The organism is Enterobacter cloacae complex sp. OE43NF (assembly GCF_023544405.1).
GTDB lineage: Bacteria > Pseudomonadota > Gammaproteobacteria > Enterobacterales > Enterobacteriaceae > Enterobacter > Enterobacter cloacae.
Genome location: NZ_JAMJFW010000025.1, coordinates 1 through 14,523, shown reverse-complemented (window position 1 = coordinate 14,523; position 14,523 = coordinate 1). Strand labels below are relative to the sequence as shown.

13 protein-coding genes are annotated in these 14,523 nt (G+C 56.6%); 7 read left to right on the top strand and 6 right to left on the bottom strand.

Annotated elements, in window-relative coordinates; all coding sequences use genetic code 11:
- Nucleotides 1-175 precede the first annotated feature (175 nt).
- From mmuM to M8370_RS13215, 3 genes are all read right to left on the bottom strand, one after another.
- Nucleotides 176-1,108, bottom strand: a complete 933-nt coding sequence (mmuM, locus tag M8370_RS13225) for a homocysteine S-methyltransferase (protein WP_250021169.1) — start codon at nt 1,106-1,108, stop codon at nt 176-178.
- Nucleotides 1,095-2,495 carry an S-methylmethionine permease gene (gene mmuP, locus M8370_RS13220; RefSeq protein ID WP_013095772.1) on the bottom strand — a complete coding sequence of 467 codons (1,401 nt, stop codon included), beginning with the start codon at nt 2,493-2,495 and terminating at the stop codon, nt 1,095-1,097. Before mmuP ends, mmuM begins: the two co-directional genes overlap by 14 nt.
- 237 nt (nt 2,496-2,732) lie before the next feature.
- The gene (locus M8370_RS13215; RefSeq protein ID WP_250021168.1) at nt 2,733-3,641 is read right to left on the bottom strand and encodes a LysR substrate-binding domain-containing protein; all 909 of its coding nucleotides are present in this window, start codon (nt 3,639-3,641) and stop codon (nt 2,733-2,735) included.
- A 127-nt stretch (nt 3,642-3,768) separates the two neighbouring features.
- On the opposite strand from M8370_RS13215, the gene M8370_RS13210 reads away from it, so the two are divergent.
- The 4 genes from M8370_RS13210 (at nt 3,769) to M8370_RS13195 (ending at nt 9,282) form a co-directional block, all read left to right on the top strand.
- Entirely contained in the window at nt 3,769-4,956 is a 1,188-nt protein-coding gene (locus M8370_RS13210) for an MFS transporter (RefSeq protein WP_095427855.1), read from the top strand.
- An 11-nt stretch (nt 4,957-4,967) separates the two neighbouring features.
- Nucleotides 4,968-6,149, top strand: coding sequence for an amidohydrolase (locus M8370_RS13205; protein WP_250021167.1), 1,182 nt, complete (start codon nt 4,968-4,970; stop codon nt 6,147-6,149).
- 118 nt (nt 6,150-6,267) lie between these two features.
- Complete coding sequence (locus M8370_RS13200) at nt 6,268-7,377, top strand: AI-2E family transporter (RefSeq protein WP_013095768.1); 1,110 nt, start codon at nt 6,268-6,270, stop codon at nt 7,375-7,377.
- 120 nt (nt 7,378-7,497) lie between these two features.
- Nucleotides 7,498-9,282, top strand: coding sequence for a diguanylate cyclase (locus M8370_RS13195; RefSeq protein ID WP_250021166.1), 1,785 nt, complete (start codon nt 7,498-7,500; stop codon nt 9,280-9,282).
- Nucleotides 9,283-9,313: 31 nt separating this feature from the next.
- On the opposite strand, the gene M8370_RS13190 is transcribed toward M8370_RS13195, so the two are convergent.
- Together M8370_RS13190 and M8370_RS13185 are read right to left on the bottom strand one after the other, a co-directional pair.
- Nucleotides 9,314-9,823, bottom strand: a complete 510-nt coding sequence (locus M8370_RS13190) for a hypothetical protein (protein WP_045292999.1) — start codon at nt 9,821-9,823, stop codon at nt 9,314-9,316.
- Nucleotides 9,824-9,839: 16 nt separating this feature from the next.
- Nucleotides 9,840-10,739 (bottom strand): LysR family transcriptional regulator, encoded by a 900-nt coding sequence (locus M8370_RS13185; protein WP_250021165.1) that lies wholly within the window; start codon nt 10,737-10,739, stop codon nt 9,840-9,842.
- Between the two features lie 99 nt (nt 10,740-10,838).
- On the opposite strand from M8370_RS13185, the gene M8370_RS13180 reads away from it, so the two are divergent.
- The 3 genes from M8370_RS13180 to M8370_RS13170 all read left to right on the top strand — a co-directional run bounded on the left by M8370_RS13180 (nt 10,839) and on the right by M8370_RS13170 (nt 13,762).
- On the top strand, nt 10,839-11,633 hold the full coding sequence (locus M8370_RS13180; RefSeq protein ID WP_250021164.1) for an SDR family NAD(P)-dependent oxidoreductase: 795 nt from the start codon (nt 10,839-10,841) through the stop codon (nt 11,631-11,633).
- Between the two features lie 24 nt (nt 11,634-11,657).
- Nucleotides 11,658-12,872 (top strand): L-dopachrome tautomerase-related protein, encoded by a 1,215-nt coding sequence (locus tag M8370_RS13175; RefSeq protein WP_250021163.1) that lies wholly within the window; start codon nt 11,658-11,660, stop codon nt 12,870-12,872.
- Nucleotides 12,873-13,090: 218 nt separating this feature from the next.
- Entirely contained in the window at nt 13,091-13,762 is a 672-nt protein-coding gene (locus M8370_RS13170; RefSeq protein ID WP_058661767.1) for a hypothetical protein, read from the top strand.
- A gap of 182 nt (nt 13,763-13,944) precedes the next feature.
- Here the strand turns inward: M8370_RS13170 and M8370_RS13165 are convergent, their stop codons facing one another.
- A complete protein-coding gene (locus tag M8370_RS13165; RefSeq protein ID WP_229284381.1) occupies nt 13,945-14,337 on the bottom strand; it encodes a hypothetical protein in 393 nt (130 codons plus the stop codon).
- Nucleotides 14,338-14,523 lie beyond the last annotated feature (186 nt).

The following is a 14,523-nucleotide window of genomic DNA, read 5'->3' as shown; positions in this document are numbered from 1 at the left end:
TGTCTGCTCCCCTTGTTGTTATGAGGGCAGTATTTCCGGCGCGGGAATTTTGATAAAGGAATTAAAACGAATCGCTAATAACGATTCGTTTTTAGAAAAAAAGCGGGAAAGGATAGTTGGTTTTGTGCGGTTGTTTTTTTCCCTCTCCCCGTGGGAGAGGGTCAGGGTGAGGGCATTAGCGCTGAGACGTCAGCTCAGCAATATCTTTCGGCGTGGTGCGACAGCATCCACCGATTAATCTGGCACCGGCCTCCAGCCACTGGGGCAAATACCCCGCCAGCGTCTCGCACGCTTCACCGTGATGGTGCCAGGTTTTGGTCACCGCATCATAATGCTCGCCCGAGTTCGGATAGACCACCAGCGGCAGTGCCGTCAGGCTGTGCAGGTGTTTCAGCGCCGCGGTGGTGTTTTCCAGCGCGATACAGTTGATGCCCAGCGCCACGACCTGCGAATTATCTTTCAGGGCCGCGACAACTTCCAGCAGCGGTGTCCCGTCGCTCAGGTGCTCGCTGTCGCGCAGGGTAAACGAGAACCATGCCCGGGCGCGGGGATACTCAGCCACAAGTGCTGCCAGCGCCTTGATCTCCTCAAAGGAGGGTAGCGTTTCGCAAGCCAGCAGATCCGCCCCCGCATCCAGCAACGCCTCAATGCGCGGACGATGAAACGCGGTAAACTCTTCGGCGCGACGCACATAATCTCCGCGATACTCAGAGCCATCCGCCAGATAGGCGCCATACGGCCCAACGGACCCCGCCACCAGCAGCGTGCCCGCATGCGGATTTTCCGCCAGATACGCTTCACGCGCCTTACGCGCCAGCTCTACGCTTTTGCCGATCAACACGCGGGACTGCGCCTCGTCCAGACCGCGCGCCGCAAAGCCCGCAGGCGTGGCCTGATAGCTGGCGGTGATCGCCACCTGCGCACCTGCGCGGTAGTAGTCGAGGTGGACTTCACGGATAAGCTCCGGGTTTTCCATCAATACTTTGGCAGACCAGAGGTTGTCTGCAAGGTTGCACCCGCGCGCTTCCAGTTCAGTTGCCATTGCGCCATCCAGCACCACAAACGGCTGCTTTTCAAGGAGGGCGGTAAGCGGATTATTCTGCGACATGTTCAGGCTCCTGCGATGTCAGGTTTCGGGTCAGGTAGTAGGCACCATAACACAGGGCGACGAACGGCAGGCCACAATAAAGGGCAATGCGCTGGCTCGGATCAAACCACAGGCCGATACATGCCACTACGCAGAGGATAAACCCGAGCACCGGCACCAGCGGATACCACGGCGCGCGATAGTGCAAAGCAGACAGCGGCTGTCCGGACTGCAGATGACGACGGCGGAAGACAAAGTGCGACGCGCAGATGCTGATCCACACCGCCACCACCGCAAAACCGGAAATGGCCGACAGCGCCACAAACACCGTGTCCGGCGCAACCACGCTTGAGAAGAGCGCCAGCACGCCACCGAGCATGGAAACGGAGAGCGCCGTCAGCGGCACGCCGTTTTTATTGACGCGGGCAAAGCAGCGCGGCAGCGTTTTCTCGTTAGAAAGCGACCACAGCATGCGCCCTGAGGCGTACAAGCCGGAGTTTGCCGCCGAGAGGATCGCGGTCAAAATCACAAAGTTAAAGATATCTGCCGCATACGGGATCCCGACTTTTTCAAACACCAGCACAAACGGGCTCTTTTCCACCCCGGCCTGCTGCATCGGGATCAGCGCCGCCAGCACAAACACGGTGCCGATAAAGAAGATGATCAGTCGGGCAATGGTCGCGCGGATCGCCACCGGAATAACCTTATGCGGGTTTTCCGTTTCGCCCGCCGCAATGCCGATAAGCTCGGTGCCGGAGAAGGCAAAGTTCACCGCCACCATGGTCATCAGGATCGGCAGGCCACCATGTGGGAACCAGCCTTCAGCGGTAATGTTGCTCAGACCCGGCGCAGGCGAACCGTCCTGCATCGGAATAAAGCCAAAGATCGCCGCGCCGCCAAGAATAATAAAGGCGATGATGGTGATAACTTTCACCAGCGAGAACCAGAATTCGCCCTCGGCAAAGAAACGCGTGGAGATAACGTTAAGGCCAAAAATCACCACGCAGAAGACCACGCACCATACCCAGACGGGCACCTGTGGGAACCAGTACTGCATACAGAACCCGGCGGCGGTAAAGCTCGATCCTAGCGCCACCGTCCAGGTGAGCCAGTACAGCCACGCCACGGTATAGCCCGTCGCCGGGCCGAGGTAACGAGCGGCATAGACGTGAAACGCGCCGGTTTCCGGCATCGCCACCGACAGTTCGCCCAGACACTGCATCACCAGCCAGACCACCAGTGCGCCAATGAGATAGGCCAGCAGCGTGCCTGCTGCCCCGGTTGTCGAAATGATATAACCGGTATTAAAGAATAACCCAGTGCCAATCACGCCACCCAGCGAGAGCATAATCAGGTGGCGTGTTTTCATGGTGCGCTTTAGCTGCCCATTTTCTTGTTGTGTTTGCATATTACCTTCTATACGTATGGACATCTAAACATCCAAAGAAGGTGTGTTATACCGCGATTAACATTAAAAAGCTAGACGACCAGACGCAACCGGGCGCGTCGCGCACTGAGTCGGGGATGGGTTGTGAGGATCACATACAGAATCGGACGCCAGGCCATAAGCACCTCCGCAAGCAGATACTTACAGCATGGCGCGGACGGCTGTGATTCTGGCTCAAACAAAAGTCGTATCTGTCCGCTACCAGCTAAACCCTCTGCATGCTTCGCGCAGGCGAATCAAAAACTGACGCGCGTTGGTGGTCATCGCCGACTTTTGCGACCACACCGCGCAATACTGCGCCGACGGCAGTTGGGTGATGGGCAACGCCACCAGCTTGTCATCAAGCTGTAGCGGCTGACACATTGCCCGCGCGACCACCGTCAGATAGTCCGCGTTAAGCACCATATTCAGCCCCGTGATGACGGAATCGGTGCGCAGTGGGGTGATATCCACCTGTCGATAAAAATGGCTGAGCTCATTTTGTAGCTGCTGGTAGTAGCCTATGGACGACTCCGGCAGTAGCCATTTGGCCTGACGCAGCGCCATCAGATCGCGGGCTTCTGCCAGTGGGTGCCCCTTGCGCGCGATGATGCAAAACGGCGAGGTAAACAGCGGTTCGATCATCACCCCTTCCGGCGGCGCCATCGGATCCACCGAGCCGATAGCCATATCTATTTCACCGTTTCGTACGCCAGGCAGGAGCGAGGAGAGCTGCCCCTCCTTCACCGTCAGCAAGACCTGGGGCAGCGTTTTCTTGAATGCCTCGGCCACATCGGGAAAGACGGTCAGCGCAATAAGCGAAGAGAACCCCACCGTCAGACGCCCGTGAGTAAAATGGTTAATCTGCTCCACTTCATCCGCCGCACGCCGCAGCTCTTCAAGCACCCACTCCGCGCGGTGGGAAAACGCTATTCCCGCCTCGGTAAGGGCAATCCCCTCTTTGCTGCGCAATAAAAGTTGGGTGCCTAAAGTTTGCTCAAGCTCACGCAATGTACGGCTCAATCCGGGCTGCGAAACACCCAGTTCCCGTGCGGCCGAACGGATACTGCCGCTGCGCGCCACCTGACGAAAGGCCTGAAGATGGCCGAGTTTTGGCAGATATTTCATCGCTCACCCTATAACAAAAAAGCATCACCTATAGCAAAATTATATCTTCCCGCCTGTCTGGTAAACCCCTAGATTCAGAGTGCACACAACAATTCTCATCACACTCTGACGTCAGGCGGAAAACACAATGAAAAGCCAGTCACAGATGATTTTTTTACTTTTTATCGGCTATGTCGTGGTCTACATCGATAAAACCGTAATGGGTTTTGCCCTGCTGCCGATCGAAAAAGAGTTCGGGCTTACCACCGCGCAGCTGGGCTATATCACCGGGATCTTCTTTCTCGCCTACTCTCTCTTTCAGGTGCCTGCTGGCTGGCTAAACGACCGAATCGGCTACAAAACCATGCTGATCCTTTCTCTGTGTGCACTGGGGATCTTCGCCCTCTGCTTTGGCGCGCTGGGTATGAGCGTAGGCCTGCTGCTGGTGTTTCGCTTTCTCTCCGGCGTGGGGCATTCCGGCTATCCCTGCTCCTGCGCGAAAGCGGTGGTCAGCAATTTTACGCTGGAAAAACGCACCTTCGCCCAGTCGGTACTGCTCTCCTCCGCCGGGCTGGCGATGACCGTCGGGCCGATTGTGGCCGTCTCGGCGCTGGAACACCTGGGCTGGCACGCCTCCTTTGTGGCATTAGGGATCGTTGCCTGCGCCATCGCCCTGCTGATCGCCTTGCGCGTGCCGTATCAGAAACCCGCGCCACGCCAGGCCGCGCACAGGCAACACGAGGCGCTGTGGCGTAACCCTACGGTGCTGCTGCTGTTTTTCTCGGTGTTTTGCATCAATATCCCAAGCTATGGCCTGTTGGCCTGGCTGCCTAAATTCTTTGTCCAGAGCATGGGCATGCCGATTGAGGTGTCCGGTTATATCGTGGCGGCTGGCGGCGCGGGGATCTGGCTTTCGTCGTTGTGCACCGGCTGGCTGGTCGGAAAATACTTCCACCACCGCGAGCCACAGGTGATTTTGATCTGCGCACTGGTGAGCGCTGCTGCCATTCTCGGCATCTTCCACACCGCCACGGCGGTGAGTGCCAGCATCCTGCTGTTTGTGGGGGAGATCTTCCTGATGGCCACCTTTGTGACCGCGTTTACCCTGCCAATGAAACGCCTGCCGGAGAACATCATGGGCTCGGCCATCGGGCTGATAAACACCGGAGGGACGCTGGGGGGCTTCGTTTCACCGGTTGTTATTGGCTATCTCGTTGGAAAAAGCCACAGTTATGAAAGCGCATTTATTTTCTTGTCACTGGCAATGGTGTGCGCGGGCGTGGCGATAGTGCCATTGATAAAAAAACCTGTGCCCTCACTGCCGGTGACTGACTGAAGGAGACTGTCATGAAAAGTAGCACTGAAAACCTTATCCGCGACGTTCACGACGAGGTGATCCGCTGGCGCAGGCATATTCATGCCAACCCGGATCTCTCATTTCAGGAAAAGCCGACCGCAGATTTTATCGCCCGTGAACTGGCTAATCTGCCGGCGCTGACGATTAGCCGCCCGCTGGAGAACAGCGTGGTGGCGGTATTACAGGGTGAAAAACCCGGCCCGATGTGGGCACTGCGTGCTGATATCGACGCCCTGCCGCTGCAGGAAGAGAGCGGTGAAGCATTCAGCTCAACCAAACCCGGCGTAATGCACGCCTGCGGTCACGATGCCCACACCGCCATGCTGATGGGCGCGGCGAAAGTGCTTTGCCACCTGCGCAGCCAGCTGTGCGGCAGCATCAAGTTTATCTTCCAGCCTGCCGAAGAAGTGCCGCCGGGCGGCGCGCGCGAACTGGTGGAGAAAGGCGTGGTTGACGATGTCGAGAAGATCTTCGGTCTGCACGTTTTCCCGACCAGTCCTACCGGTAACATTACGCTGAAAGAAGGGGTCTATGTCGCCTCCAGCGATAATTTTGATATCACGATTTTCGGCCGGGGCGGACATGGCTCAATGCCGCAGTTCTGCATCGACCCGGTGGTAATCGGCGCTGAAGTTGTCACCGCGCTGCAAAACGTGGTGGCGCGTAATCTCGACCCGATTAACGCCCCGGTGCTGACCATCGCGACCTTCCAGGCCGGTGACAGCTATAACGTGATTCCGGACAGCGCCCGCCTGGCCGGAACGGTGCGTACTCATAATCAGCAGGTACGCGAGCAGGTACCGCAGCTGGTGCAGCGTATTGTCGAGGGCGTCGTCAGTGCCCACGGCGCGCGCTGTGAGATCCGCTGGCAACAGGGTTACGCCGTTGGCAACAACCATGCCGACACCAATGCCATCGCCAAAGCGGCGATTGCAGCGCACTTCGAAGAAGGAACGCTGCAGCTTGCCGATCGGGCCCTGTTTGGCAGCGAGGATTTCTCCTCGTATCAGGAGAAAGTCCCGGGAACGTTTCTGTTCATCGGCTGCGGCAACGAGGAAAAAGGCGCGGTCTGGAACGTCCACAATCCACACTTTCGCATCGACGAGGCCGCGCTGGCAGTGGGGGTGAAAACGCACGTTGCGCTGGTGAGCCCGCTGTTTGAGGAGATTTGACCCCTCCCGTCCTGACATTGCCCGGCGGCGCGTCGCCTGCGCCCCCCGGCGCAATGGTTGGTAAATCCGTCAATCAGTTCTATAGTCGTCACAGTTTCTTAGTAACCAGGACTGACTGATGCGCTTTAACGGACTGACCAAAGGTTTCTTTATCTTTATTCTCGCCCTCGTGACGTGGGCGTTTTTCGACGTGCTATCGCCCTACTTCTCCGCCATTCTGTGGGCCGCCATTCTGACCGTTATCTTTAATCCGGTAAAAAACAAGCTGCGCGCCGCACTGGGAGATCGCAATGGGCTGGCCTCGCTGCTGACCATCGGCATTATCTGCCTGATTGTCTTTATCCCGTTGATGGTGATCTTCTCCTCGCTCGCCATTGAGCTGAACGTGGTGTACACCAAACTGCAGGAGAACAACACCCAGTTCCCGGAGGTGGTGGCGAGCATCTTTAACCATCTGCCGGACTGGGCCAGCGGTTTCCTCGCGGATCACAACCTGACCAACGCCGCGCAGATCCAGAAAAAACTCTCCGATGTCGCCCTGCAGGGCGGGCAGTATCTGGCGGGCAGCGCGTTTCTGATCGGCAAAGGGACGTTCGGCTTTGCCATTAGCTTCGGTATCATGCTGTATCTGCTGTTCTTCCTGTTGAAAGACGGGCCGTTCCTGGTGCGCCAGATCCTCGACTCCCTGCCTCTGTCCGATTTCGCCAAGCAGCACCTGTTCGCCAAGTTTGTCGGCGTCTCGCGGGCGACGGTAAAAGGCACGGCGGTTGTCGCGGTGGTTCAGGGCACGCTCGGCGGGATTGCGTTTGCCATTGCCGGTATCGACGGCAGCATCCTTTGGGGAGCGCTGATGGCCTTCCTCTCCCTGGTGCCTGCGGTGGGGTCGGCGATTGTCTGGGTTCCGGCCGCCATTTTCCTCTTCGCGACGCATCAGATCTGGCAGGGGTTGTTCATTGTCGGCTTCTTCGTGATTATCGTCGGGCTGGTGGACAATATCCTGCGCCCGCTGCTGGTAGGCAAAGACACCAAAATGCCGGACTACCTGATCCTGATCTCAACGCTTGGCGGCATGGAGCTGTACGGCATTAACGGCTTCGTGATTGGCCCGCTGATTGCCGCGCTGTTTATCGCCTGCTGGAACCTCTTCTCCGGTCGCGATCATGCGGGTAACGCCGAAGAGCTGGATGCCGCGTTTATTGAAGAAGGGAAAAATCCTCCAGATTTATAAACCGCTGACGATAACCTTCCCAACAGGCGGCGCTGTGCCGCCTTTTTTTTCGCCTTAAATCAAACGTTTTCTATAATTTGAAAGAACGCCATCCTTCTTTGGTCGTAAAAGGATCACCAGGTGCGAATCGCGACGATAACAAACTGGGCCTACGGTGCCACGGTCTGCCTGACCCTCGCTTCCGGCATCATCATGCTGATGGCGTCCAATGCTGACACCCTTGAGCGTCAGGCCGTTGAACAGCGGCAGAAATTTGATCAGCTTACGGAAGAAATCGAAATCGAAGTCTGGGCGCAGTCTGATTTAGCCCGCCTGTACGTGATTAAAAAAGATCCGCAGATCCTCAGGGAATACAACCAGTCAGAGAACAAGCTGAAGAGTACCGAACTCCGGCTGGAAAAACTGCAGGATGTCGGCGCGTCAGATGATGAGCTGTCCCTGCTGCATGAAGGGATAAAAATCGTCGATGAGCTACAGGACGAACAGCAGGTCGCCCTCACCCACACGGCGCAGGGAGAAGATGCGCAGGCCATCGCCCTGCTCTACGGTGCGCCCTATGAGCAGGAGCTGGAACGCGCCCAGAATCAGATCGAACACTTCCGCCAGATACTCGACAAGCGGGTGATCGCTTCCGTTCAGGAGGCAACCAAAAAATCGAAAACGCTGCGGACAATCTCTGAAATGATGGTTGGCCTGACCGCCCTGCTGTTCCTGTTTGTGCTTGGCTTTATCTTAAAACGGCGCGTGCTGCGCCCGGTGGTACGCCTGAGCGATGTGGTGCATCGCCTGGCGTCGCAGGACTATGCCGTAGAAACACCCAATTTCAACCAGATCGATGAGATTGGCGATATGGCGCAGGCGATTCGTATCTTTCGTGAAAATGGCCTTGCGAGGCAGCGTCTGGAAAAAGAGCGCGACGCCGACTGGGCCATCCGCGAGCTGCTGGCGCGCATGACCCAGCGGCTGCAAGGGTGTGAGAACTTTGCGGACGTGATTAACGTAGCGGAGCTGTTCGCCCCCAATATCGCGCCGGGAATTGCCGGGCGGCTCTATATCCTCGACCGCGATCCGTGGCAGATGCGCTGCGTCGCTCAGTGGCTTTCGCCGCCAGGAGAGGATACGCCTTTTCATCCCGATGAGTGCTGGGCGGTCAGACGTGGGCAGAGCCATCCTCCGGTGAATGGCGAGCCGGATATCGCCTGCTACCATCTGCCGGCGTCGCACACGCATACGTCGCTCTGCGTTCCTATGATTGCCCAGGGCGAAGCCATTGGATTGCTCTCCTTCCAGAACATCACTGCGGACAATGCCCCTTCCCGCGCCTATCTGGAGCTGATGGCTGAAGCGCTCGGCCTGGCGCTGGCCAACCAACGTCTGCGCGATGCCCTGCTGGAAAAAGCCCTCTTCGATCCGCTCACCGGCTTGCGTAACCGTCATCATCTGGAAGATACCCTGCGCACCCAAATGGCGCAGGCGGTGCGCAATGAAGAGCCGGTAAGCTGCCTGATGATCGACATCGACCACTTTAAAAGCATCAATGATCGCTTTGGTCATGAAGCGGGCGATCAGGTCATCAAAAGCGTGGCCTCCATCGTACAACGCGCCGTACACGACAGCGGGCTGGCATTCCGCTATGGCGGCGAAGAGTTTCTGGTGCTGCTTTCCGGCGTTGATGAAGAGGCAGCTCAGGCGTGCGCCAAAGAGATTTATAACGGCGTGCATGAACTGTCGCTGCGCTATGGGCTTTCAGAGATTGGCCCGGTGGATGTGTCGATTGGCGTCGCCAGCTATCCGCAGCACGCTCAGAGCGATAACCTGCTGCGCGCTGCCGACGTGGCCTTATACCGGGCGAAAGAGCTGGGCCGTTCGCGTATTGTGAGCTTTGGGATGCTGGAGGCGGGCTGACGGTGATTTTCGCGCCCTGAGCTTCACCGGTTCAGGCGCGCGTGATCGCCCAGAGCACCACAATCCCCAGCGCATTACTCCGCTTTTCCACGTACAGGGTAGAGTTGGAATAAACGTTACCCTTCGGGTTACAGATTCGGATCTCTTTTTTTAACTCCGGCTCGTAGACTTCTGCCCCCGAGCAGCTGTGGCGGGTACTGGATTCATACCGGTAAGGTTTGCTCCATGAGGAATAGTCTCCCTCCAGTAGCCAGGCCGTTGTAAAAATCACGAACATGGCAACCGGCAGGCTGCAAATGAAGAAGCCGAGGTATAGTTTTATCGCGCCAGCAACACGCTTGCCTTTCAGTCGTCCCTTTCTGATAAAAATAACCATCGGCACCAGCGCCAGCAGCAACGCCCCTCCGGCCAGATACTGCTCCCCGCGGATCGTAAGGTATGTCACGCGATAAACGTTAACTGACCAGACCACAAAACCAGATAGCAGGGCTATACCGCCCGCGATGAGTGGGAGCCAAAAGGTATAAGTCTCTTTTTTCATAGTGGACATATCCTTGTCATTTTTGGGTGGTGAGAAGATCAATCATCGCCCGGGTGGCCGCCGACTGGCGTCGGTGTGGCGCGAAGAGCACGGAGAACGGCCGCGACCGTCCACGCAGGTGTGGCAGCACCTCAACTAACTGACCGCGCTGTATCCTGTCGCGGACGATAAATTCATAGCTCTGGCAGATCCCCATCCCCTGCTCCGCCAGCGAAACCACGCCGAGTACATCGTCTGAGATTTCGATAGTTGAACCCGGCAGCCAGTCAATATCACGTTCCTCATCACGAAACACCCAAGGGGCAATGCGCCCGGTACGCGGCATGATAAAGGGCAGGCAGGTGTGACGAAGCAACTCCTCCAGCGTCTGCGGGCTCCCCATGCGGTGCAGGTAATCAGGCGATGCGACCAGCAGCAGCGCCGCGTCCTCCAGCTTGCGCGCAACTAACCCACTGTCGGGCAACTGCCCCAGGCGAATCGCCAGATCGAATCCCTCCGCAATCAAATCAACGTTGCGATTGGTGATGTTCAGCTCCACCTGAACGCGTGGATAGTGTTGGGCAAAGCGCGCCAGCAGCGGCGGCAGACGGTAGTGCCCGTAGGTGGTTGGAACGCTCATTCGCACGCGACCGGTCAGATCGCCTTCCTGGCCCCGCCCCTCGCGTTCGGCGTCATCAAGCAGTGCAAACGCAGACCTCGCCTGTTCCAGATAAATGCGTCCGGCCTCCGTCAGCCCCACGCGGCGGGTCGTTCGCTGTAATAACTGCCGTCCAAGACGCGCTTCCAGGCGGGAAACCGCGCGACTCAGGACAGAGGGTGTGGTGGAAAGGACAACCGCTGCGGCAGTAAAAGAGCCGTGTTCAACGACAGTAATGAAGACTTCAACGTCTCCGAGATAATCGAATTTGCGGCTCATTTTGCTCTTTCAGGAACAAATGTTTTTCAATCTGGCTAATTTATCCCCTCCGGAGTGATGAGTAAAGTGAGCTGCATTCATCATCAGAGGGTAAACACTATGGATCTTCAACTCACCGGTAAGACCGCGCTGGTTACGGGCGCAACCGCAGGCATTGGTTTGGCCATCGCCCGCACGCTCGCTCAAGAAGGGGTTGCCGTTACCCTTACCGGACGCGACCCGGCAAAGCTGCAAAAAGCCGCGGCCACCATCACCGACGCGACGCCTGACGCACAGGTCTCCACCGTTGTCGTTGACCTCGGTACCCTGGAGGGCGCAGAAGCCCTGTTCGCCGCCTGCCCTGATACCGATATTCTGATTAATAACCTGGGGTTCTACGAAGCCAAAGCCTTCGCGGATATTAACGACGAAGACTGGCTGCACATGTTCAACACCAATGTGATGTCCGGCGTCCGCCTCTCACGCCACTACTTCCCGCGCATGCTGGAACGGAACTGGGGACGGGTGATTTTTATATCGAGCGAAGTGGGCGCCTTTACGCCGCCAGACATGGTGCATTACGGCGTCAGCAAATCAGCGCAGCTTGCTGTTTCGCGCGGTATGGCCGAACTGACCCGGGGAACCGGCGTGACGGTTAACAGCGTGCTGCCGTCGGCGACGCGCTCGGACGGCATTATAGAGTACCTTCGCCAGACCGCGCCTGCGCTGAATATGACCGATCGGGAGATCGAAGCGCATTTCTTCCAGACCTACCGCCCCAGCTCGTTGATCGCCAGAATGATTGAGGCAGACGAGATCGCAGCGATGGTCGCTCTGTTAGCCAGCCCACTGGGCGCGGCATCCAACGGGGCGGCTGTACGCGTTGAGGGCGGCACGTTCCGTTCCATCCTTTAATGCTGAACTCACCGGAGCCTTTTCATGTTCATTCGCACCCGTAGTCTGTCCGCCATTGCGCTGGCGGCGCTGATCGCTTTCCCGAGTCTCGCCAGTGCGGCGACGCTCCAGCCCCTGGAACGCTGGCGCAGCTATGCTGGCGTGAGCTGGGATACCCCTCAGAATGGGCAAACGCCGACGCAGTTTTCCGGCTCGGTTAACGCGCCCATTGCCGGTATCCATTTTGATGCAAAGGGCCGGGCCTTTGTCAGTACACCCCGGCTGGTTTCTGCCGCCGCCCCCGCCACGCTGAGTATTCTGGATACGACTGTTCAGTCCGGCCCTGCCCGCCTGACGGCGTTTCCGTCACGCGAGGGGAACGCGGTAAACACCGATCCCGCGCAGAACCTGCGCAACGTGCTTGGCTTTTATATTGATCGTCAAAACGGCTGGCTATGGGCGCTGGACATGGGGTTTGTCGCAGGCGAAGCGGAGTCGCCCGTGGGCTCGCAGAAACTGGTCGTGCTGGATCTCAACACAAGCCGCCCCCTTAAACGTATCGCCCTGGATGGCGTGGCGGACCGCAAAGCCAGCTTCCTGAACGATGTGGTTGTCGATGAGAAACGCCGTGTCGCCTATATCTCCGACAGCGGCTCGCGGAGCGCACCGGAAAACCGCGTGGGCCTTATCGTCGTAGATTTCGCCACCGGCACGGCGCGACGCGTGCTCGACCGTCACCCTGCGCTACAGATTGAGCCGGGCGTCAAGGTGGTTTCACACGGTGCGGAGGTCTGGCCGGGTAAACCCTTATTAATTGGCATCAACGGTATTGCGCTCTCCCCGGATGCGGACACGCTGTACTGGACGGTCACTACGGGAACCCATGCCTGGGCAGTGCCCACGGCATTGCTGAGGCAGGCAGGGTCAACCGATGCGCAGATTGCCGCCAGTATCCAGGATCTTGGCGTGGTGGGCGGTAACACCGACGGTCTTGTAACCGATGCAAAGGGCAACCTCTATATCACGGATGTTACCCGCAACGGCATTGTCCGGTTTGATCCGAAGCACCGCGCTATGTCGCTTATCGCCGCCAGCGAAGACGTTTACTGGCCAGACACACCGGCAATCCGTCCGGACGGGGATTTGATCTTTACCTCGAGTCGCCTCAATGACCACTTCGCGGGAGCCGTTAAACCCGGAGAGGAACGCTATGATTTGTGGCGTTTGCCTCTCGGTGCATCACATAATACGGACGAATAATAAAATACCCGTGGCTGGATAATCGCGAACGATTATTGATGCGAGTCAAAGGAATGTGGCTGATTGACTAAAGAACAGGGTCAGGGAGTCGATATTTATCTGGATAGTTGTCAGCCTGTGTCTGCAGGCTGGCAACTCTGCCGGGCAAGATAAACGGCCCTTTTCGGCTCAGGATCATCCACGCAGCCACCTAAATAAAATTATCTCATGGAGAGAAAATGAAAGTTCGTCTTCTAGCGATTGTATCTGCATCCTTAATTCTTGCGGGCTGTGCTGGCTCGGTAAAACCCGACACCGTGAAAGCGGCAAATGGCAGCGCAATTGATATTTATAGCGTATCAGCACTACCGGAACTGAATGACAACCGTATCGCCGACAATACATTGCGCGAAGTGACCCCGACGCATGCCGCAGCCGGTATGGGGCTTGCCGTTCTCGGCGCGTTAACCGGTAACATTAACTCCGGTGACTTTGATAAAGAGAACTATAAAGGGACAGCGATCGAAACCCTGCAAAACCCGACGAACAGCTGGTTTGTTCCTAAAGCGAAACAAAATATCAGCAAGTGGCTGAACGAAAAAGGCAATGGCCACGTTTACAAGCAGCCGCTCTATATTGGTAAAGCAACCTGGGCGCTGATCTATAAAGACGCCACCGCGACCACGCCTCTCTATCAGCTGAAATATAAAGTCCTCTTCTATAAGCGCCCGGAAAGCGGAAATATGTTCTCTGCGTTTACGGTAGCGGAATGCGCCCCTACGCCAGTTGAAGCGCCACTGAGCGAGTGGAGTGCAAATAATTACCAAAAAGTGACCAGCCAAACTGAAAGCTACATGAAAAGCTGCCTGCTTGAGCTGGATAACCAGCTGCCGCGTTTGCTGAAGCTGTGATGTGATTTGCAGTACGGCCCGCTTCGTGCGGGCTTGTATCGGGTATGCTCATCCTGAAATACCATGGGGTTTCAGGATGAGAAAGATTAATACCATTAGCCTGACAACCCAGGCAATTAAAGGTGCCAAGAGTGGGCATACTTTTAATCAGTTGCAACGTGACAAAAAACGCTGTGAGACACCTACCGGCCTTTCATGATTTTATGCGCTTTCCATGCAAGGCTAATAGGTATGAGATACCAAACCGCAATAACGCCAAAAACTGCAACAGGTAAGTAATATAACAATAGAGAGAATGCATAGAAGACGGGAAGGAAAATCAACGGTGTCAGAATAAGAACCAGACAAATAACCCCGCCATAAAAACGCTTGCTTAGATCATCCACTAATGTTGAAAGCGTTTCGTTGGCATTTTCATCTCTGCTCAGTACGCCTTTCAGACGAGATAATTGCTTATTAGTGAAACCACTATCTTGCAGGTCCTTTTCCGTCAGTTCACTGGCCACATGCCCGCCTTGTTCATGATTATTATGCTTATAAAGAATAACTTGAAGGTGAGCCTTTTTAAACAGCATCGTAACTCTCTGGCTAGCGTTTGTGCATTACGTTCTCGCGGCCTGACAGATTCATTGCCCGGCGTCATGCCTGCCGGGAATACAACATTCTGGCGCCGCGCCTCCCCTTCGTGGGTGATGCTGCCAACTTACTGATTTAGTGTATGATGGTGTTTTTGAGGTGCTCCAGTGGCTTCTGTTTCTATC

Bases quoted from the DNA above. Each gene is read 5' to 3' on its own strand.
- mmuM (WP_250021169.1), bottom strand. From the start codon at position 1,108: ATGTCGCAGAATAATCCGCTTACCGCCCTCCTTGAAAAGCAGCCGTTT.
- M8370_RS13185 (WP_250021165.1), bottom strand. From the start codon at position 10,739: ATGAGCCGCAAATTCGATTATCTCGGAGACGTTGAAGTCTTCATTACT.
- M8370_RS13170 (WP_058661767.1), top strand. From the start codon at position 13,091: ATGAAAGTTCGTCTTCTAGCGATTGTATCTGCATCCTTAATTCTTGCG.
- M8370_RS13180 (WP_250021164.1), top strand. From the start codon at position 10,839: ATGGATCTTCAACTCACCGGTAAGACCGCGCTGGTTACGGGCGCAACC.
- M8370_RS13190 (WP_045292999.1), bottom strand. From the start codon at position 9,823: ATGAAAAAAGAGACTTATACCTTTTGGCTCCCACTCATCGCGGGCGGT.
- mmuP (WP_013095772.1), bottom strand. From the start codon at position 2,495: ATGCAAACACAACAAGAAAATGGGCAGCTAAAGCGCACCATGAAAACA.
- M8370_RS13215 (WP_250021168.1), bottom strand. From the start codon at position 3,641: ATGAAATATCTGCCAAAACTCGGCCATCTTCAGGCCTTTCGTCAGGTG.
- M8370_RS13200 (WP_013095768.1), top strand. From the start codon at position 6,268: ATGCGCTTTAACGGACTGACCAAAGGTTTCTTTATCTTTATTCTCGCC.
- M8370_RS13205 (WP_250021167.1), top strand. From the start codon at position 4,968: ATGAAAAGTAGCACTGAAAACCTTATCCGCGACGTTCACGACGAGGTG.
- M8370_RS13210 (WP_095427855.1), top strand. From the start codon at position 3,769: ATGAAAAGCCAGTCACAGATGATTTTTTTACTTTTTATCGGCTATGTC.
- M8370_RS13175 (WP_250021163.1), top strand. From the start codon at position 11,658: ATGTTCATTCGCACCCGTAGTCTGTCCGCCATTGCGCTGGCGGCGCTG.
- M8370_RS13165 (WP_229284381.1), bottom strand. From the start codon at position 14,337: ATGCTGTTTAAAAAGGCTCACCTTCAAGTTATTCTTTATAAGCATAAT.